Genomic DNA, 19,688 nt, shown 5'->3' with positions numbered 1-19,688 from the left:
GCCAGCCGCGAAGCCTTCCACGTCAATAGGCTTCCCGAACAAGCAGCCTTGACCGACCAGACAGCCCATCGCGGCAAGCATAGGCTAGTATTCCCGAGCGCACTTAGGCGTGGTTGACTATCAACGATCGCATTCATGGTGACGCTCCCCGAATACGGGAGTATATTAGAAATTGCGGTAGATTGGAGAACTGCAATGAAGCTCGGTGTATTCGTAGTGTCGGCGGCACTGCTCGCCTCCTGTACAACTGCGCAGATCGAGCCGATCCCTGGCAGCATTACCTATGGCGGACAGCCCCGCACGAAGCTGACGAAGTCGCCAATTGGCAGCAAATTCGTTCACACATTTCACGATCAGCAAGGGAACTACTGGAGTGAGACCTACCAACTCCTGCCGGACCGGTCGCTGAAGATTATTTCCAGGCGCAGAACCGACGACTTCACTTTGAATGAACACGGTGGGCTGTAGCCGAGTTCTGTCCGCAGTGCCGCTCCGGGTAACTCCCTGTAAAGCGGCAACAGCACGTAACTCAAGGGATCTTGGCAAGGAGATATTTCGGCTCCGGCGATGAGGCAAATCTCCCGTGAAGCCTGGGGGGAAATGGTTGCGGCCGGAGCCTGCCGGTGGTCAGGCCCCGCCGCGTAGTTCTTACGCTATCGAGCGTCTGGCTACGAAGCCGCAGTTTGTGGACCAATGACGGCAGCAATTTCCGTAATTTTATTTGCAGGGAAACCACCTAGTTCGGCATGCTGACGGATGACCTCGGCACTAGGCGCCTCATGAACACAGTAGATTTTATCGCCGGCCACGTAGCTGGTGATCCAAGTGTAAGGTACACCGAGACCGGCTACCACCTCATTGGATTTCGCTGAGATCGCGCATAGCTCGTCTTTGGAAAGCTTGTCCGCGCCGGGGACCTCCCGCTCAATAATGAAAGTTGGCATGTTTCTGCTCCTTTCTTTGAGACTGACAATCAGGCGCTTAGCGCGGGCTAAAGTCAATACGTTGCTAATATTCGCTTGAGTCCGGTAACCCACCTAACTTGCGTCAAGACCAAATCAGATGTAACCGGTTTTGTGGTCCCACGTTGCCCGCTGACACCTGATCTGTGATCGAGTTTCCATGGACGAGCGACAAGGAGTTTCTCCATGGATACTACACTGGAGGTTCTCACGAAGCGACGGAGCCGACGTGAGGCTCACCGCCAATGGCCGGACGAGGTCAAGACGCGGATCGTCTCGGAGAGCTTGCGTCCGGGCGTGACGGTGAACGAGGTCGCGGAACGTCACGGGCTACAAGCCAATCATCTGTCGTCGTGGCGAACGCTGGCGCGGCAGGGCAAACTGGTTTTACCGGAGCCGGAAGACGCAGTCGAATTCGCGGCCATGGTTTTGGAGATGCCGGCACCGGAACCACCAGCCACCAAGCAGAGCTCCCGCGCCGAGATTGTCGTCGGTCCTGTCACCATTCGTCTTGAGGAAGGGGCGTCTGCTGCCAGGATCGCCGCCATCGCGCGTGCACTGGCGGCGACAATATGATCTTTCCATCGAACCGCGTGCGGATCATGGTGGCGACCAAACCCGTGGACTTCCGCAAGGGGCATGACGGATTGGCAGCGCTGGTGAAGAACGAATTGCACAAAGACCCGTTCACCGGAACGGTCTTTGTGTTCCGGTCTCGCAAGACGGACCGGCTGAAGCTGATCTACTGGGATGGCAGCGGCATCGTGCTGGCCTACAAGCGGCTGGAAGAGCACACCTTCACTTGGCCCGGCATACGAGATGGACTGATGACGCTGACCCACGCCCAGTTCGAAGCGCTGTTTGCAGGGCTTGATTGGCGTCGGGTTCATGCCGTCAGAACGAGAACGCCGGAGGCCGTCGAATAGCTGCGGCACGATGACTCAGGACGGCTAATCCAAAGGTAAATCGCCCGAGATTTGGTAGGTTCTGGTCATGCTGGACGCTGCTAATTTTCCCGATGATATTGCTGCCCTGAAAGCGATGTTGATTGCGGCGCAGGCACGCGAGGCGGATAAGGTTGCCCAGATTACCCGCAAGGATGAGCGGATCGAACGACTTGAGAGACTGGTCGCCGCCTTCAAGCAGGCGGCCTTCGGGCGCAAATCCGAGAAGAGCGATCCCGACCAGTTCGATCTGGCACTGGAAGACCTGGAAACGGCGATAGCCGCGATCCATGCCGAGGATGAGGCAGACGCTCCAGCCGGGACCAAGGTCTCAAAACCACGGGCGATCAATCGCGGTTCCCTTCCTCAGCATCTTCCCCGTGTCGAAGAGGTGATCGAGCCGGAAAGCCTGATCTGCGCCTGCGGCGGTTGCCTGCATCGCATCGGCGAGGATGTCGCCGAGCGTCTGGATGTGGTCCCGGCGCAGTTCCGTGTCATCGTCACGCGTCGTCCCAAATATGCATGCCGTGCCTGCACCGACGGTGTCGTTCAGGCCCCGGCTCCGGCAAGTTTGATCCAGGCAGGGCTGCCGACGGAAGCGACTGTCGCCCATGTCCTAGTCTCCAAATATGCCGATCATCTTCCGCTTTACCGTCAGGCCCAGATCATGAGCCGCCAAGGCATCGATCTCGACCGCTCTACTCTTGCCGATTGGGTCGGCAGGGCAGCGTTTGAATTGCGTCCCGTCTTCGATGCACTGGTTGCCGACCTGAAGCTCTCGACAAAGCTCTTCATGGACGAGACCCGTGCTCCGGTTCTCGATCCCGGCTCGCGCAAAACCAAGACTGGATACTTCTGGGCGCTGGCAAGGGATGATCGCCCATGGGGCGGCGGCGCTCCGCCGGGCGTGGCCTTCACCTATGCGCCTGGTCGAGGAGGCATTCATGCTGAACGGATTTTGCAGGGCTTCTCCGGCATCCTGCAGGTCGATGGCTATGCCGCATATAACAGGCTGATCGCGCCAGAGAGGGTCGGTCCCGACATTCGGCTTGCCTATTGCTGGGCACACGCTCGTCGCAGGCTGGTGGAGATCACCCGCAACGCTACAGCACCCATTGCCGAGGACGGCGTCAAACGGATCGGAGAGCTTTATCGGATCGAGGCCGAATTGCGTGGCCTTGATCCGGAGGCTCGCCTTGCCGGACGGCAGGAGCGGTCAGCGTCGCTGATCGCCGACATGCAGACCTGGCTCGTCCATTACCGCGCCCGTGTCGCGACCAAGTCCCCACTCGGCGAGGCCTTGGCCTACATCACCAAATACTGGGACGGCCTGAAGCTGTTCCTGACCGACGGTCGAATCGAGATCGACAACAACAGCGTTGAGCGAACAATCTGGCCGATAGCCTTGAACAGGAAGAATGCTCTCTTCGCCGGGCACGACGCGGGAGCGGAGAACTGGGCGACCATTGCCTCACTCGTCGAGACTTGCAAACTCAGTGCCGTCGACCCACAGGCCTACCTGACCAGCACACTCACTGCCATCGTCAACGGCCACATGCAGAGCCGGATTGAAGAACTCCTACCCTGGAATTATCCCAGGGTTGGGATCGCGTTGACCCATCATCATCTAAAGTTGAGCGACCACTGTTAGGATAACCTTTAGAGCGGCTCGATACATGGGAGGCTGCGTAGCCTGTCCATTTAATTGGAGTCACCATGGAATCCACAAAGACGCCTGTGCGCCACCCTCTGGTCAGGCTGATTGCTATCGCGTTCCTGATATCGATCCCTCTTGGCATAATGCCGATCTTGCCGGTTATGCTCGGCTATAACTTCCTGCCGTCATACGAATGGATGTCAACGGCCAACGTCCTCGGCCTAGCAAATGGTCTTTTCTTCGCTGTCGCACTTCTTTGGGTCGGATGGAGAGCCAAAGACAGACTACCTGGCGGAACATTGAAGAAGACCGTGGGCATAATGGCCGCCCCGCTCTTCGGGTATTTCATGGGCAAGAATGTCGTCCTCATCGCTCCACCGATGATCCTCGCACTTGTCGCAGGCCACCATGTCGAGATTTCTTTCACAGTGGCGCGTGCAGATGCATACGGCACCTCGCGCTGCCGGTCACCGGTCGAGCTTCGGGATTTGCCGTTCTTGTTCAACAGAGTATGCCGGGTCAGCGGTCAATTTAGAAAGGACGTATCGCAAGGAACTGAGGTGGAAGTCACCGGACACGGTACCGAACTGGGTCTCTTTGTCGAAGACATTCGTCAGGCAACTAAGTAGGGATCACAAATAAGGGTGCCTTCGGCCCACTAAAATCCCCCGACGCGTGTTCGGCACACCGGTTACAATCAGATAAATAGCGGCTAAGTAATATGCAAAGAGTGAGAACCCCTACCGAGTTTGCCGCATGGTGAAGCGCGGCCACTTGAGCCATTCTGCAAACGCGAGCCAGCAAAACCTAACACGCGATCCAGACCACGGTTCTTGCCGCCTATTGCCGTCGATCAAGTTCGCGAATGCGTGGGGGATTGTCCCTACGCGCTCTTACCTCTCCGGCAGGCAGGCCTTTCGGAAGCCATCGACAAAGTGGTCTCGTACAGATGCATCGCGCAGCGGCTGGGAGCTGAGCCAATGGCCGATCGTGAAATGAGGGTGAGCGATCAGGAACAATTCTGCTTCTCGCCGCGCCTCCTCACGGTGGCCCAACTGCGCAAGCGTAGCAGCCAGGAATTTGCGTGAGTTGGTACGATACGTGTCTTCCCTGCGGAGAGTAGCGGCCGCGGCCTCATAGTCACGCGCGGCGTATTGCGCCTGCCCAAGATGACAAAGATACCAGCAGGCTGGATAGGGATTGAGCCGCAGAGCTTTTTCGATCTGCGCTAGTCCGTCGGCAACCCTGCCGTCCAGCACCGACATGTCGGACATGGCGGCCCAGGTGTCGGCGTGGTTGGGGTCCAACTCCAGAGCCTTGGCGAAGGCGGCCTCCGATTCCTGCCATTGTCGCTCATAAGCCAAAATGGTCCCCAGAACGTAACGGCAGCCGGCATCGTTGGAATCCAGGCCGACCGCCTCCCGTGCGAGCTTCGCCGCCATCCGACGGTTAGGATCTTCGGGCTCGCCGAAATGAGTCCAGGCAAGCCAGCGGTTATAAGCGAGTAAACTGAGCGCCTCGGCATATGATGGTTCGAGCTCAACCGCGCGCTGGAGCAGCATATAGGCCTCACGTCCGGTTTGCGGTGACTCTTCCGTCAGGAGGCGGGCGCGTACGCACAGATCGTATGCCTCAAAGTTCTTGGGCCGATTACGCTGCGTCGGGATGGTCAGCCGGCCAATGAGGGCCTCAACAATCTTGGCGTTAACTTCATCCTGTATTTCGAAAACATCTTCCATTGTCCTGTCAAACCGGTCGGCCCACAAGTGCTGGCCGCCAAGCGCGTCGATCAATTGGGCATTGATGCGGACGCGGCCCTTTGCACGTCTGGCGCTCCCCTCGAGGACGTAGCGGACGCCGAGTTCCTGGGCGACCAGCCGTATGTCGACCGGCTTGCCCTTGTAGCCGTATACGGAATTGCGCGCGATGACGAACAGGCCAGCCGTACGGGAAAGGTCGGTGATCAGGTCTTCGGTCAAGCCGTCGACGAAAGGCGCGTCTGCTTCATCCCCGCTCATATTCGTGAACGGCAATACAGCGATAGAGGGACATTCGGGCAGCGGCAAAGTGCTCTGCAGCGCATCCGGCCAATGCCAGACATGAACCGGGCGAGTCAGGTTCTTCAGGTAGCGTTCGCCTGCATCAAAGAACCGGTCACCGATCTTGCCGACGATCTCTCCGTGAACTTTGGCGGAAATGCAGATACCTCCGGGTGCTGCCTGCGTTTCGAGGCGAACCGCGACATTGACGCCGTCGCCGAGGACGTCTGAACCGTCGTCAATGACATCTCCCAGATTGACGCCTACACGTAAAAGCAGGCGCCGGTCTCCGGAAGACTCAACAGTGGTGGTGGGCCGCTGCATTTCCAGCGCAGCTGTAACCGCATCCACCGCGCTACCGAATTCGATTAAAAATCCGTCGCCCATGACTTTGAAGATACGTCCGTTGTGGCGCGCCACAGCCGGCTCGATAACGCCAGAACGGAGTTTCCTGAGGTTCGCCAGCGTTGCGACTTCATCAGCCTCCATCAGGCGTGAATACCCCACCACATCCACAACGACGATGGCGGCAAGGCGACGCTGGAGAGATTGATCCGTCATGTGAGGACAAGCCTGGCGACTGAGTTAGCAGGTTATTGTTCAACCGCGGATGAGTCAACAAGTTGTGTTTCGGCAGAGCAATTGACCCCATAGCTGCGCGGAGTGTTGACCCCGGCAACATTCTAACATCCTGAATAAGGGCCGGCGGTTAGCCCGGGTTCGACGGGGTCATGGTTCGGCGCCGAAAGGGGGCAAAGTTCCACGCTTAAACACAACACATGTTGTGCTCGAATCTAGACGATCTAGCTCAAAAACGTGGCTCCTCCCGTCACAGCGACGAGAACCTTTCCGATCCGCGTCATGATTCCCGCTCCTTTGCAGGTCACGTCTGCGCGTTGTTGACGGGAAACCTTTCGACGGATGGACGTATCCGCCGTGTTTTGAAAACTGCAGAATCGTATTGCAGCGTCGGGCATCTTTCACGGCAGGAGGATTTCGGCGGCAAGCCCGCCGCCTGGCCGATTATAAAGCCGCACCGCGCCGCCGATGGAGGCGGCAAGCTGTTGGGCGATGGCAAGGCCAAGGCCGGTTCCGCCCGTCTCACGGTTGCGCGATCCCTCCAGTCGGAAAAAGGGTTGCATCGCGGCCTCCAGTTTGTCCTCCGGTATGCCAGGCCCGTGGTCGAACACGATGATGACGATACCGCCGCTGTCTTGCCGCACCACGGCGATCTCAGCGCTGCCAGCATACTTCAGGGCGTTGTCGACGAAATTGGTGAGAATACGGCGAAGCGCATGCGGCTTCGTCGCCACCGTGCCGGAGATCGTGCCCACCGCCTGCACCGGCTTGCCGGTATCCTGATAATCATAGGCGATGCTGTCGATGAAGGAGGACAGATCGATACGCGACGACTTTTCAGCGCTGCCGTGAGCGCTACGGGCATAGGCGATGCCATCGTGCACCAGCCGCTCGATTTCCTGGAGGTCCTTCACCAGCTTGTCGCGTTCGGGCGTGTCGTCAGCCATGTCGGCACGGAGTCGCATGCGCGTGATCGGTGTCTGCAGATCGTGGGAGATGGCCGCAAGGATTTGCACCCGCTCTTCGAGGTAGTGGGCAATACGGTCGCGCATGGCATTGAAAGCCGCCACCGCATGGGTGACCTCGCTCGGTCCGATTTCATTGAGGGCAGGCCCAGGGCGGTTCGGGTCCAACGCATTGGCGGCTGCGGCCAGCCTCTCGAGAGGCCGGATCGCCTGTCGGACGGCGAAGCCGGTGCACAACATCAACAACCCCATCTGCACGACGAACACGTAGGGCAGCCAGTCTGCAACCGGCATCACTGCGCGCGGCATGATGTCGATCGTCAACGGGCTTCCATCGCTGAGTGTCAGATGCGCCTGTAGACGCAACATTTTGCCGGGAACAGATTCCACACGAAGCGGAAAACGGTAATCCACTGCGTCCTTGATCCTTGCAGCAATCTCAGCTCCGCGCCGCGAGGTGTCCGGTGTGCCAGGCAGCCCCTCGCCGAGAACGAACCGGTAATTGCCGCGACCGAGACGATCGACGAAACGTGGGCGGTCGTTGGCCGATAGCTGGTCGAGGACAGCAATAGAGGTCGCAACGTCGTTCTCCAACGTTCCCAGCATTAACTCCTTCGCCGTCAGATAACGCTCAATCGAGAGCACGGCAAAGGACAACCCATATGCAAGGGTTAGCCCGATGAACAGAATAAGGAATATTCGGGCCCGAAGCGTTCTGGGCCAGCGGAAAAATCGTGCCCATACCCAGCTCATCACGGCTCCAAGATTTCAATCGGCACCGAAAAGACATAGCCTTCGCTGCGTACCGTCTTGATATAAACGGGCTCGCGCGCATCATCGCCCAGTCGCTGTCTCAGCCGGCTGACGAGGAGGTCGATCGAGCGGTCGAAAAGCTCCGCATCACGCCCTTGGGTGAGATTGAGCAGTTGATCGCGGTTGAGGATGCGCTGTGGGTGATCGATGAAGACGCGCAGCAGGCGGTATTCCGCGCCGCTCAACGCGATTTCAGTGCCTTCCCGATCAAGCAGATGGCGGCCGACCGTATCGAGCCGCCACTGTCCGAAGCTGAGGATCTGTCCGCCTTCGCTGATCCGCAGATTGGCGGGCAGCATGCGGGTACGCCTGAGGACCGCCTTGATCCGGGCCAGCAGTTCGCGCGCGGCAAAGGGCTTTGCCAGATAGTCGTCGGCCCCCATTTCTAGGCCGATAATACGGTCCATCTCGTCGCCGCGGGCCGTCAGCATCAGGACTGGGGTCGCCTTGTGTTTTCCCGCCCGCAATTCGCGGGCGAGAACGAGGCCATCGTCGCCGGGCATCATCACGTCGAGCACGATGAGATCGACGGTATTGACCTCAATGAAAGCGCGCATCTGCCGGCCATCGGCGGCAACGCTGGTTCTCAGCCCGTTCTTCTGCAGATAGGACGACAGAAGTTCGCGGATTTCGCGATCGTCATCGACTATCAGGATATGGTCGACATGGTCCATGAAGGGTTTCCAAAGCGGCGGCCCTGTGCCGCTTTTCTTATCTAGCCTGTTGGCCGCGGCCTGCGAAGAAAAAATGCGCACCCTGACCCAAGACCAAGCGTATGGTCGTCGTTACTTGCGACCGCGCAACGAACCTTAAAACCATTGGTAAAACTTGCGTAAGGGTTAGTCACGTCAGTCGAACTTCCGGAGAAATTACGATACTTTCAAGTCTAGATTAGAGCGGAATTTTTCAGCAAGTCGACGAAGGTCAAACGTCGGCCGAGGTCGTAGGTCGTCGTTCAAAAGAAGGGCACAGGCTCAGATCGGGTGACTCTTGTGGGATACCGGCTCCAGGGCGGTTCTTCCCGATCCGACGTGTCACAGGAGTTAAAGTTGAACTACTTGGTGCGTTAAGACCGGATAGGGAAGCACTAGCTCCTTTTTCTTCGAAAGCCTGACGAACCGGTATCATCGGGATAGTCAAATTCCATTGCGCTGCCCGGTCCGCCTGGATCGGAAGAAAAGCAAGCTACCGGGCCCTCTATCGAACACTCAACCACCAAGCCCAGCCCCCGCCGAGGGCGAGGCCTCCGCCCATATGATATCCGTCACACAGGGCGCCGCGAAACGGCGCCCGCGATGAGGAAAACGATGAGGCTTTTCATCGTAATCATTCAAGTTTTCCTCAAACAACGGTCAACACGACGTCGATATTGCCGCGCGAGGCCTTGGAATAGGGGCAGGTCTGGTGGGCTTCGTCGACGAGTTCGCGGGCAAGGTCCTTTTCGAGACCCGGCAGGCTGATGTTCAGGCGGGCCTGCAGGAAATAACCCTCGCCAGCCATTCCGAGATCGACTTCCGCATCGACAGCGGTTTCGGCCGGAAGACGGATCTTGCGCTTGCCGGCGGCAAGGCCGAGTGCGCCGATGAAGCAGGCGGACCAGCCGGCGGCAAACAGCTGTTCGGGATTGGCGCCACCCTTGCCGCTGCCGGGAGGCGACAGTCTGATGTCGAGGGCGCCGTCTTCGCTACGGGCCGCACCATCGCGACCGCCGGTCGTGTGCGTCTTGCCTGTGTAGAGAACCTTTTCGATCCGGGTCATGATGTCTGCTCCTTCGTAGGTCGCGGTCTGCGACGTTGTTGACGAGAAGCGTTTTGAAGGACCAACGTATCCGGCATGTTTTAAAAAACTGCGGAATTGTATCGCAGCGTAGCAGCCGACCCCGCCGCTACATTCGCGTACAAATGCCCGGAAAATCCGGGCATTTTTCAGGGCAGTATGATAAGCTTGGCGCAAGGGCGACTATCGCCGTCCATCTCGCCGCCGGCATCGGCGGCGATGCTGGTTCTCAGCCTGTTATTCTACAGATAGGACGACAGTAGTTTACGGATTTCACGATCATCATCAACGACCAGGACGTGCTTGGTCCATGAAGGTTTTCCGAAGCTTTTGCCGTTGGCCGCGGCATATTCTAGACCATTTTTTCAGCAAAATGCTTTATCGCTATGTTTTCACGTCACTCCAGCCCTTCAGCGAGCAACATCAATCACGGCTTTGGCAAATGCCTCGGGTGCCTCCTGCGGCAGATTGTGGCCGATGCCGCCGGTGATCGTGCGGTGCTCGTATTTTCCGGTGAATTTCCTGGCATAGACGGCAGGGGCTGGATGCGGCGCGCCATTGGCATCGCCTTCCAGCGTGATCGTCGGGATGGCGATTGGTGGGGCCTTCGCCAGCCGCTGTTCATAGGCGTCGTATTGCGCCTCGCCTTGGGCAAGGCTCAGTCGCCAGCGGTAATTGTGAATGGTGATGGCGACGTGATCGGGATTGTCGAAGGCGGCGGCCGAACGGGCGAAGGTCGCATCGTCAAACGCCCAGGTCGGCGAGGCAGTGCGCCAGATCAGCTTGGCGAAATCCTTCGTATTGGCCTCATAGCCGAGGCGGCCCCGCTCGGTCGCGAAATAGAATTGATACCACCAGGCCTGTTCCGCCGCCGGCGGAAGCGGCTTGAGGTTCACCTCCTGGCTGCCGATCAGATAGCCGCTGACGGAAACCATGGCGATGCAGCGTTCCGGCCAGAGCGCCGCCATGATGTTGACGGTACGGGCACCCCAGTCATAGCCGGCGATGATGGCCTTTTCGATACCGAGCGCATCCATCAGTGCGATCATGTCGGCGGCAAGGGCTGACTGCTGGCCGTTACGCGGCGTATCGGCGGAGAGGAAACGGGTCGTGCCATAGCCGCGAAGATAGGGCACGATGACTCGGTAGCCCGCCTCGGCAAGGATCGGCGCGACATCGATATAGCTGTGGATGTCATAGGGCCAGCCGTGCAGCAGCAAAACCACCTGCCCATCGGCCGGGCCGGTCTCGGCATAACCGATATCAAGCACACCAGCCTTCACCTGCTTCAGGGCGGCGAAGGTCGCATGCCCGTTTGCCGGGGCCGCAGAAGCCGGCCGGGCGACTGCAAGGCTTGCGATGCCGAGTTCGGCAGCGGCGATGGTTACGGCGGCAAGACCGAAGAATTGGCGACGTTGATGATTGATCGTCTCGGACATGAGCTTCTCCCGTTCAACAACTCTGCTCGCGAGACTGCGGGCGCTGTGTATCCCCAATATGTCACGCGAGCCGTCCGCGTGTTTGCCGATGTAACAACCAGCCGCCTCGATACACTTCGATACAATGTCTGCCCTGGCAGGCCGGATGCCTATTTACACTTTGGTACAAATTCCGGCCGCCACGGACACATCCAGGATACGTCGCGCGGGCGATATGCGCTCCACTGGCCGCACCGCCGTCCAGAGCCCGAAACCAAGGTTCTAAAGGAACACGATGATGACGCTTCTCATCATAGCCTATCTCGGGGGCGCGCTGACCATTCTGAGCCCCTGCATTCTCCCCATCCTCCCCTTCGTCTTCGCCCGCGCGGACCAGCCGTTCCTCAGCAGCACGCTGCCGATGCTGATCGGCATGGCCTTGACGTTTGCGCTGGTCGCGACACTTGCCGCAGTGGGCGGCAGCTGGGCCGTCCACGCCAATGATTACGGCCGCCTTGCCGCACTCGCGCTGGTTGCCGTCTTCGGCGCCAGCCTCATCTCCCCGCCGCTGGCGAGCTTGATTTCCCGCCCGGCCGTCGCCGCCGGCAACAGCCTGATGAATGCCAGCCGTACCGCCGCCGGCCCTCTCGCCTCTTTGCTGCTCGGCATCGCCACCGGCCTGCTTTGGGCACCCTGCGCCGGACCGATCCTCGGTCTCGTGCTGACAGGTGCTGCCCTTAAAGGCGCCAGTCTCGAAACGACCACCCTGCTCTTCGGCTATGCGCTGGGGACGGTGACCTCGCTTGGCCTTGCCCTTGCCACCGGCGGCAGGATTTTCGCCGGCATGAAGCGTTCGCTTGGCCTGAGCGAACGGGCCCGTAAGGTCGTCGGCGCCGCCGTTATTGGCGGCGTTGCGGCCGTCGCGCTCGGTGCAGATACGGGTTTGCTCGCACGGCTTTCCTACACCAACACCTCCTCTTTCGAACAGGCCGTGCTCGATCGCCTGCAAACGAAGCCAAAGAGTGAGGTCCTCGCCGTCGCTTCCGCCGATGCCGCACAGCCCTTCCGCAGTGGCCTGCCGGTCGAAGCTAGTGCTCCGTCGCTCGATGGAGCCGTCACTTGGCTGAACTCGGCACCGCTCGACGAGGCTGCGTTGCGCGGCAAGGTCGTGCTCGTCGATTTTTGGACCTATTCCTGCATCAACTGCATTCGCACCACGCCTTACGTCCGCGCCTGGGCGGAAAGGTACAAGGATCAGGGTCTCGTCGTAATCGGCGTGCATTCGCCGGAATTCGCCTTCGAAAAGAAGGTGGCCAATGTCGAAAAGGCGATCGCCGATCTCGGCATCAGCTATCCCGTTGCCATCGATAACGACTACAAGATCTGGCGTGCCTTCGACAACAGCTACTGGCCGGCCCATTACCTGATCGATGCGACCGGCAATATCCGCTACCACAATTTTGGCGAAGGCAACTATGCCGAGACCGAACACGCAATCCAGGACCTGTTGCGCGAAGCCGGCAGCAAGAAGACCGCCAGCGCCCCGGTAACCCCCGGCGCCAACGGCGTCGAGGCCAGCCGGGATCTCGCCAATATCCGCTCCGGCGAAACCTATCTCGGCTACCAGCGCGCGACGAATTTCGCCTCTCCCGAGGCCGTTGCTCCTGACGCCGCCGGCACCTACTCGGTCGAAAACCCCAGCCTGAACAGCCGGGGCCTTTCGGGAACTTGGACCATCGGCGCCGAATGGGCAACGCTCGCCAAACCCGGCGGCGCCATCGCCTACCGCTTCAGCGCCCGCGACCTCAATCTCGTGCTAGGCCCCGGCGCAGACGGAAAACCCGTCCGCTTCGAAGTCACGGTCGACGGCCCCCCCGGCATCGATCACGGAGCCGCCACGACGCTGCCGGCAATGGCACCATTACGGCAACAAGGCTCTACCAGCTCGTCCGCCAAGCCGGTAATGTTGAACCCCGCACCTTCGAAATCCGCCTTTTCGATGCCAGCGCGGAAGCCTATGCCTTGACGTTTGGCTGACGGCTGTCTGGCCGCAGGAAAATCGTCGTGATAAAGATCAAACAGCACCTCCGTTTTGTCCTGTCATCCCCGGCGCCTGCTGGAAAAATTCAACGCCCTTTTCTCGAATGGGTTTGCCGTCAAATCTATGGATAGATTCTTCATTCAGCGACCATTCAACGCGCAATTTGCACGGTTACGGCGATCTATCCCGCCTGGTAGGTGAAGAAAAGCTGGGCGATCGTTGCAAGCCGGGATCGCTCGATCAACCCCGAGCTCGAACGTGATATGGCGAAACGCGCTGGCAGCCAGACAGTTGAGATGGAAGCAAGCCACGCTGTGTTTGTCTCGCAACGGGAAAAAGTTGCCGATGTCATCGAGAACGCAGCGCATCAACTCGCCGAATGACAGGTCAGTCGCTCCCTTGCGGGGGGACCGACTTTTTTTTGGTTTTTTCAGGATGCGGAAATGGCGAGCCGGCTCGTCATGCCCAGCCCAGTGAGGAATGCCTCGTCGTGGCTGACGACCAGCAACGCTCCGTCATAGGCCCTCAGTCCCGCCTCAACGGCGGCGACGGAATCAATATCCAGATGGTTCGTCGGCTCGTCGAGGACCAGAAGCTGCGGCGGGTGCGGTCCGCCCAAAACGCATGCCAGCCCCGCACGCAACATTTGCCCGCCAGACAAAGTCCTGACCGCCTGAAGAGCCGCATCCGCACGAAACATGAACCGTGCGAGGGCGGCGCGGCAGACGGTTTCGTCCGCCTGCGGATTAAGGCGCAGGAAGTTTTCGCGAATCGACAGGCCCGGATCGAGCAGGCTTACCTGTTGATCGAGGAAGGCCGCGCGCACATGGAGATGCACCGTTCCCGACATCGGCTGCAAGGCACCGGTGATCACCGATAATAGGGTTGTTTTCCCCGATCCATTCGCTCCGGTGACGGCAATCCTTTCCGGACCGGAGATCTTAAGCGAAAAATTACGAAGCACAGGCCGTTCAGGCTCATATCCCGCTGTCACGTCTTTGATTGTGAGGACGGTCTTCGTTGCCGGGAGGTCGGTGAACGGCAGCGTGACGGCAAGCGGCTGCAACGCTTCTATGCGATCCCGCGCGCTGTTGAGGTCCTCCATGACATCGCTTTTCAACCGGTTGGCAAGAACGGAATTGGCAGCACTCGTCTGTTCGGCCCGCATTTTTAATCCGCCTGCGACGATCCGTGGCATGTCGCCCTTGGCTGCCTTTTTATCGCCGGTACCATCGCGCCGCGCTTTGCGTTCCGTCGTCAGCTGGACCTTGAGATTGATCCCCGCCAGGCGTTTTTCCGCATCCGCCAGTTCCTGTTGTGCAGCAGCCAGTTCCAACGCCTTACGCTCACGGTACTGGCTCCAGTTCCCGCCATAGCGCGTAACGGCAAGCGACGTCATTTCGATGATCGCGTCGACGGTCTCCAGAAGCTCTCGGTCATGGCTGACGACAATGACTCCGCCTCGCCATCCCGCCAAAAAGTCGATGACCGCAGCCCTTCCGTCCCGGTCGAGATTGTTGGTCGGCTCGTCGAGGATCAGGAAATCAGGTGCGGCGTGGATCTGGGCAGCCAGTGCGGCGCGCGTGCGCTGCCCGCCCGAGAGTTGCGCAAGCGGTGTTAGAAGCGGGGCATCCAGCCCGAAACGCGCAAGCGCTTCGATCATCTTGCTCTCCAGCAGCCAGTCGACGTCGGCAAGCTCATCGAGCGTTGCCGCCCCGGCCTGCGCGCGCTCGAGCACCTCTATGGCATCGCGTGCGCAAAACAGATCGGCGATCGTCTCATCCGGCGCGGGTCGGACGATCTGGTGCAGGACGTGGAGACGACCGGACACGGAAACCCGGCCCGCCGATGGCGACAGTTCGCCAGCGACTACCTTCAAGAGCGTACTCTTGCCAATACCGTTGCGGCCGACCAGGCCAACACGTTCTAAACCGAAGCTGAAGTTGAGATTTGAAAAAAGCCGCCGACCGTCAGGCGTCGAGAATGACAAATCCGAAAGGGTGATGGAATACGACATGGATATGATTTCCCCGTATGGCAAGGCAAGGTGGCGTTGCGTGCGGGTTGAAATCCATGATTGACCGTCCTGTTGGTGTTGCGAATGCCCTGTATTTATTCATGAAAAACGGCGCGTTCAAGGCCTCCGCTACTCACCAGGCGATTTCCTTGACCAGATCGACAAAGGCGCGCAGCTTCGCCGGGATATGGCGTCGGCCAGGATAATAAAGGCAAAGCCCCGGATAGGGCGGCGTCCACTCGGCCAGAACTTGTACAAGGCGCCCGGCAGCGATATCTTCGGCAACCTGCCATTCGTTGAGATAGGCAAGCCCTGCCCCTTCCCGCGCAGCGCGCAACATTAGGTCGCTTTCGTCAAGCGTCAGCAGGCCGGGAACATCCAGGGTAAAAGCTTCGCCGCGTCGTTCGAACTCCCATTGATAACGCGTGCCGCTCGCCATGCGGGCACGAATGCACCGATGGTTCATCAAGTCAGCCGGCGTGTACGGAATGCCGTGACCATCCAAATAGCGCGGCGCGCCGACAATCGCCGGGCGAACAAAACGGCTTATCGGCACCACGATCATCTCGGACGGCACCGCCTCGCGGATACGGATGCCAGCGTCGAAGCCCTGCGCGTTGACGTCGACCAGCGCACCTTCGGTGACGATCTCCACCGCCATCTGCGGATATCGGCGCATGTATTCCAGCACCAGCGGCGAAAGGATCATCCGCGTTGCGCCGATTGACGTATTGATGCGCAGCGTACCGGTCGGCACCGTGCGATGCTCTCCGGCGAGATCGATGGCGTTGCGAATTGCCGCCAGTGCTGGCGTGATTTCCGCAACAAACTGCTCGCCGGCGGCCGAAAGCGCCACGCTTCGCGTCGAGCGGTTGAACAGACGCACACCGATGCGGGCTTCCAGAGCCGCAATCTGCTGGCTTAGGGCGGACGAGGAAACCCCGATCTCCCGGGCAGCAGCGCGGAACCCGCCATGATCAACTACGGTCAGCACCGCCTCCAGTTCCGCCAGGGTACCACGCATCATTGTCCGTAATTCCTTATCATGGTGTCCATTTTTGAGCAGCTTATCAGCGCAATAATAAATCGCCAGATAGAGCGCATCGACATCGAAGGAGACAGTCATGCGCGACATCGATCAGATCTATATCGACGGCACGTTCGTTACCCCTCACGGAGAAGAAAGGGCGGAGCTTTTCAATCCATCCACGGAGGACAAGATCGGCAGCGTGCGGCTGGGAGATCGCGACGACGCCCATGCGGCGATCGCGGCGGCCAAGCGCGCCTTTCCCATCCATGCGCGCAGCAGCAAGGCGGAACGCATGAACATGTTGGCGGCGCTGAGCGCTGCCGTTCTCGCCCGCGCTCCCGAACTGACCGCCGCCATGGCCGAGGAATACGGCGCGCCGCAGTACTTCACCGGCTTTGCCGTACAACATGCGGCGTCCGCCTTCCTCGACATGGCGAAAGTTCTCCGGGATTATGAATTCACGCGGCAGATCGGCCGGGCGGAGGTGACCATGCAGCCGGTCGGGATCGCCGCGGCGATAACTCCTTGGAACAGCAATTACGGTTTCATCTGCTCCAAGCTGGCCACCGCCATTGCGGCCGGAACGACGATCGTGATCAAGCCGAGCGAAATGAGTGCGATCCAGACCCAGCTCCTGACGGAATGCCTCCATGAGGCCGGACTGCCGAAGGGGTTGTTCAACATTGTCAACGGACGTGGCTATATCGTCGGTGCAGAATTCAGCCGCCACCCCGACATTGCCAAGGTCACGTTCACCGGTTCGACCGCCGTCGGCAAGCAGATCCTGAAATTTGGAGCCGAAACACTGAAGCGGGTGACCTTGGAACTCGGCGGCAAGGGCCCGAACATTGTCCTCGACGATGCCGATCTTGACGTTGCGATCCCGAATGTTCTGAGGGCAGGTCTGATGAACAGCTGTCAGGCCTGTGTAGCCGGAACGCGCATTCTCGTTCCGGTAAACCGCATGGAGGAGGTGCATGCAAAATTGAAGGAAGGTATCGCTGCGTTCAAGGCCGGAGGCCCTGCTGATCCTGACGTCAGGATCGGGCCTATGGTGAGCAGCAAACAACATGAACGGGTGCAATCCTATATTCGTCTGGGGCTGGAAGAAGGGGCCGACCTGCTGGCCGGCGGGCCTGGACGACCAGACGGAATCGAGCGGGGCTGGTTCTCCCGCCCGACGATCTTCACCAACGTCCGGAACGACATGCGCATTGCCCGTGAGGAAATTTTCGGGCCAGTGCTTTCGGTGCTCGCCTATCATGACGACGATGAGGCAATCCGAATCGTCAACGACACAACCTACGGACTGCAGGCGTATCTGCACGGCCGTGACCCGGACCGGCTGCAGGTCTTCGCCGACCGCCTGGAATCCGGCCGCATTGTAATAAACGGCGCGCCGCACGAACCGCTGGCGCCCTTCGGCGGCTTCAAGCAATCCGGCTTGGGACGCGAATTTGGCGCGTATGGTCTGGAGGGCTTCTTGGAGCCAAGGGCAGTATTGAGTTGAACGAGGACTTTCGCAGAAATGATAAGGAAGCCGATATCTCGCGCCGGCGCGAGTAACTCCAAGTTGCTATTGATGCGAGTCGAACCGGCGACCCTGCAGTTTAAGGTCACGTGAATTATGTCATTTCAACCGTGGCCGCGCTGGCTGTTAGCGTGGAAGCATGTTTCTAAGACCAGAGTGCTTTCAAGCGCAAAGCTGTTCAGTATTACACATACATGGTCAGCGATGTGTACAACTCTGAATTTCTCCTTTCCCAGATAAAATACAGCTGGTCACAAATACGAACATTCTTTTCTTGGCGCGGGAATGCGGATTTGACACTTTCTCTGGGTTTGGGGATGGTCAATAGCCATTTCTTCCTGCAAAGCTCGACTCACCGAGCAAGTCCTGCACGACTTCAACAGCAAGGGCGGCTTGTAGCACTAAAGTAAACGCCCGATCGTGTTGGATCGCGCGATAGATCTGCGCTTTTATCGAAAGCTGACCTCAAGGTGCTGACGATCCTGAGCGACAACACGGCAGTTCGTCTCGAAACCCTCAGCTTGGATAGCAAGGACGAACTGCGAAGGTATACCAGACGTGTTGGAAACGGAGATATTGGCGCCGTCTGCTCCAAGCGACCGAATCGTGCAATCGAAAGTGGAGCGTCTGTCGTTGAAGATGATCGTGCCAGCCTTCAAGACACGACGCCGCTCAGTTGCTCCCGGCAGTTCGGCAGAACCCCAGGACACACAACGGTCGCGGCCTGCCTGTTTTGCTCGATACATGGCAGCATCGGCCTGAGCCAGCAGGGTATCGACGTCTTTCGCGACAATCGACATAGAAGCAGTACCGAAACTTGCGGTCACCCGGATTGTATCGGTCCCCATCTCCACCTGCTTCGAGGATAATGCCTGGCGCAGCTTTTCCGCAACGCCGATTGCGACTTCGCGATCGACATGCGGCAGCAGAATAGCGAATTCTTCGCCGCCTAACCGGCCGAGGAGATCGCCCCCGCGCAGCTGCTCCCGGCAAGTGGCTGCTACAAGCTTCAGGACACCGTCACCCGCCGCATGCCCATAGGCATCGTTCACTTTCTTGAAATGATCAACGTCAAGTCCAATGCACGAGACATCATGGTTGTGACGAGTTGCTTGCGACAGGATCCGAGAAGCCTCTTCCCTGAAGGCACGGCGTGTGAGGGCTCCGGTCAAGCTGTCCGTTGCGGCCGATTTCAGCGCCTCAACCCGATCCATAGCAACACCCGCCAGTTCCCGAAGAATGCTCAAATCTCTGTTTCCAAACAAGCGCGGTTTCGTGTCGATGGCGCAAACCGTCCCGACCGTGTGGCCGTCTGCCGTCTTCAGTGGCACGCCGGCATAGAATCGAATGTGAGCATCCCCCGTCACCGCGGGATTTGAAGCAAAACGGGGATCCCGGGTTGCATCCTGAACAACGATAGACTCCTCGCAATCGACGACATATCGGCAGAAGGTATCCTCGCGCGGCATCTCGTCTATCGGAAGGCCGGAACATGCCTTGTACCACTGACGATGGGCGTCGATGAAGGAGACGATTCCGATGTCTACCGTGAATATCTCCTTGATCAGCCGGACCAATCGGTCGAAACCCGCATCGCGTGGTGTATCCAGCATGTCCAGCTGGTCGAGCGCCGCAAGCCGGTCTATTTGGCGCTGTGCCGCTTCCGCTGATGATTTGCCAAACGCACGAACGACGGTCATGGGAACCCCTTGTTTCGTGCGATCATGCGCAGGATTTCGTAAACAGCCGGTTGCGTCGAAGGTTTTGGAAGGGCTCGCGCCACTCACCCGTGCCTCACTAGCTCATATCGTATAAATTTTTCAGTTCGAGCAACGACTTGCTCTCCGGAATTGCCGGTACGGGGCCATCAGCAGACTGTCAGCTTGTGGTCTCGGTTCTCGTCAAGCGGACGTTCA

The 19,688-nt window shown here is 59.1% G+C and carries 15 protein-coding genes and 2 pseudogenes; 8 read left to right on the top strand and 9 right to left on the bottom strand.

What is annotated here, in order from left to right; translation table 11 throughout:
- The first annotated feature begins 195 nt into the window (after nt 1-195).
- Nucleotides 196-468 (top strand): hypothetical protein, encoded by a 273-nt coding sequence (locus tag ASC86_RS15085; protein ID WP_056322715.1) that lies wholly within the window; start codon nt 196-198, stop codon nt 466-468.
- 200 nt (nt 469-668) lie between these two features.
- Here ASC86_RS15085 and ASC86_RS15080 read toward each other — a convergent pair whose 3' ends face one another.
- Complete coding sequence (locus ASC86_RS15080; protein WP_056322713.1) at nt 669-944, bottom strand: DUF4242 domain-containing protein; 276 nt, start codon at nt 942-944, stop codon at nt 669-671.
- Between the two features lie 204 nt (nt 945-1,148).
- Between ASC86_RS15080 and ASC86_RS15075 the strand changes: the two genes are divergently transcribed.
- From ASC86_RS15075 to ASC86_RS15060, 4 genes are all read left to right on the top strand, one after another.
- Nucleotides 1,149-1,538: a transposase gene (locus ASC86_RS15075; protein ID WP_056322709.1), complete on the top strand. Its 390-nt coding sequence runs from the start codon at nt 1,149-1,151 to the stop codon at nt 1,536-1,538.
- Nucleotides 1,535-1,888 carry an IS66 family insertion sequence element accessory protein TnpB gene (gene tnpB, locus ASC86_RS15070; RefSeq protein ID WP_056322706.1) on the top strand — a complete coding sequence of 118 codons (354 nt, stop codon included), beginning with the start codon at nt 1,535-1,537 and terminating at the stop codon, nt 1,886-1,888. The genes ASC86_RS15075 and tnpB overlap by 4 nt, the downstream gene beginning before the upstream one ends.
- Before the next feature lie 67 nt (nt 1,889-1,955).
- Complete coding sequence (locus ASC86_RS15065; RefSeq protein ID WP_056322703.1) at nt 1,956-3,557, top strand: IS66 family transposase; 1,602 nt, start codon at nt 1,956-1,958, stop codon at nt 3,555-3,557.
- Nucleotides 3,558-3,622: 65 nt separating this feature from the next.
- On the top strand, nt 3,623-4,192 hold the full coding sequence (locus ASC86_RS15060) for a hypothetical protein (RefSeq protein ID WP_244477619.1): 570 nt from the start codon (nt 3,623-3,625) through the stop codon (nt 4,190-4,192).
- A 264-nt stretch (nt 4,193-4,456) separates the two neighbouring features.
- Here the strand turns inward: ASC86_RS15060 and ASC86_RS15055 are convergent, their stop codons facing one another.
- From ASC86_RS15055 to ASC86_RS15035, 5 genes are all read right to left on the bottom strand, one after another.
- Nucleotides 4,457-6,163, bottom strand: coding sequence for an adenylate/guanylate cyclase domain-containing protein (locus tag ASC86_RS15055; protein ID WP_056322700.1), 1,707 nt, complete (start codon nt 6,161-6,163; stop codon nt 4,457-4,459).
- Between the two features lie 419 nt (nt 6,164-6,582).
- Nucleotides 6,583-7,899 (bottom strand): HAMP domain-containing sensor histidine kinase, encoded by a 1,317-nt coding sequence (locus ASC86_RS15050; protein ID WP_056322698.1) that lies wholly within the window; start codon nt 7,897-7,899, stop codon nt 6,583-6,585.
- Entirely contained in the window at nt 7,899-8,633 is a 735-nt protein-coding gene (locus tag ASC86_RS15045) for a response regulator (RefSeq protein WP_056322696.1), read from the bottom strand. The genes ASC86_RS15050 and ASC86_RS15045 overlap by 1 nt, the downstream gene beginning before the upstream one ends.
- Nucleotides 8,634-9,300: 667 nt before the next feature.
- Nucleotides 9,301-9,717 (bottom strand): organic hydroperoxide resistance protein, encoded by a 417-nt coding sequence (locus tag ASC86_RS15040; protein ID WP_056322694.1) that lies wholly within the window; start codon nt 9,715-9,717, stop codon nt 9,301-9,303.
- A gap of 428 nt (nt 9,718-10,145) precedes the next feature.
- A complete protein-coding gene (locus tag ASC86_RS15035) occupies nt 10,146-11,174 on the bottom strand; it encodes an alpha/beta hydrolase (RefSeq protein WP_056322692.1) in 1,029 nt (342 codons plus the stop codon).
- 277 nt (nt 11,175-11,451) lie between these two features.
- On the opposite strand from ASC86_RS15035, the pseudogene ASC86_RS15030 reads away from it, so the two are divergent.
- Both ASC86_RS15030 and ASC86_RS15025 read left to right on the top strand, forming a co-directional pair.
- Nucleotides 11,452-13,190: pseudogene (locus tag ASC86_RS15030) on the top strand (cytochrome c biogenesis protein DipZ).
- A 189-nt stretch (nt 13,191-13,379) separates the two neighbouring features.
- Nucleotides 13,380-13,577, top strand: a pseudogene (locus ASC86_RS15025) (alpha/beta hydrolase); the annotation flags it as partial.
- Between the two features lie 47 nt (nt 13,578-13,624).
- Here ASC86_RS15025 and ASC86_RS15020 read toward each other — a convergent pair.
- Both ASC86_RS15020 and ASC86_RS15015 read right to left on the bottom strand, forming a co-directional pair.
- Nucleotides 13,625-15,211, bottom strand: coding sequence for an ABC-F family ATP-binding cassette domain-containing protein (locus ASC86_RS15020; protein WP_056322685.1), 1,587 nt, complete (start codon nt 15,209-15,211; stop codon nt 13,625-13,627).
- A gap of 133 nt (nt 15,212-15,344) precedes the next feature.
- Complete coding sequence (locus ASC86_RS15015) at nt 15,345-16,235, bottom strand: LysR family transcriptional regulator (protein ID WP_056322821.1); 891 nt, start codon at nt 16,233-16,235, stop codon at nt 15,345-15,347.
- A 100-nt stretch (nt 16,236-16,335) separates the two neighbouring features.
- Here ASC86_RS15015 and ASC86_RS15010 point away from each other — a divergent pair, with 100 nt between their 5' ends.
- Nucleotides 16,336-17,751 carry an aldehyde dehydrogenase family protein gene (locus ASC86_RS15010; protein WP_056322684.1) on the top strand — a complete coding sequence of 472 codons (1,416 nt, stop codon included), beginning with the start codon at nt 16,336-16,338 and terminating at the stop codon, nt 17,749-17,751.
- Nucleotides 17,752-18,221: 470 nt separating this feature from the next.
- Here the strand turns inward: ASC86_RS15010 and ASC86_RS15005 are convergent, their stop codons facing one another.
- Nucleotides 18,222-19,472 carry a sensor domain-containing diguanylate cyclase gene (locus ASC86_RS15005; RefSeq protein ID WP_056322681.1) on the bottom strand — a complete coding sequence of 417 codons (1,251 nt, stop codon included), beginning with the start codon at nt 19,470-19,472 and terminating at the stop codon, nt 18,222-18,224.
- Nucleotides 19,473-19,688: the final 216 nt, after the last annotated feature.

The sequence above is a fragment of the Rhizobium sp. Root1212 genome (assembly GCF_001424985.1).
Lineage (GTDB): Bacteria > Pseudomonadota > Alphaproteobacteria > Rhizobiales > Rhizobiaceae > Pararhizobium.
Note: the sequence above shows the minus strand (reverse complement) of the source record. Positions and strands in the feature narration are given on the sequence as shown.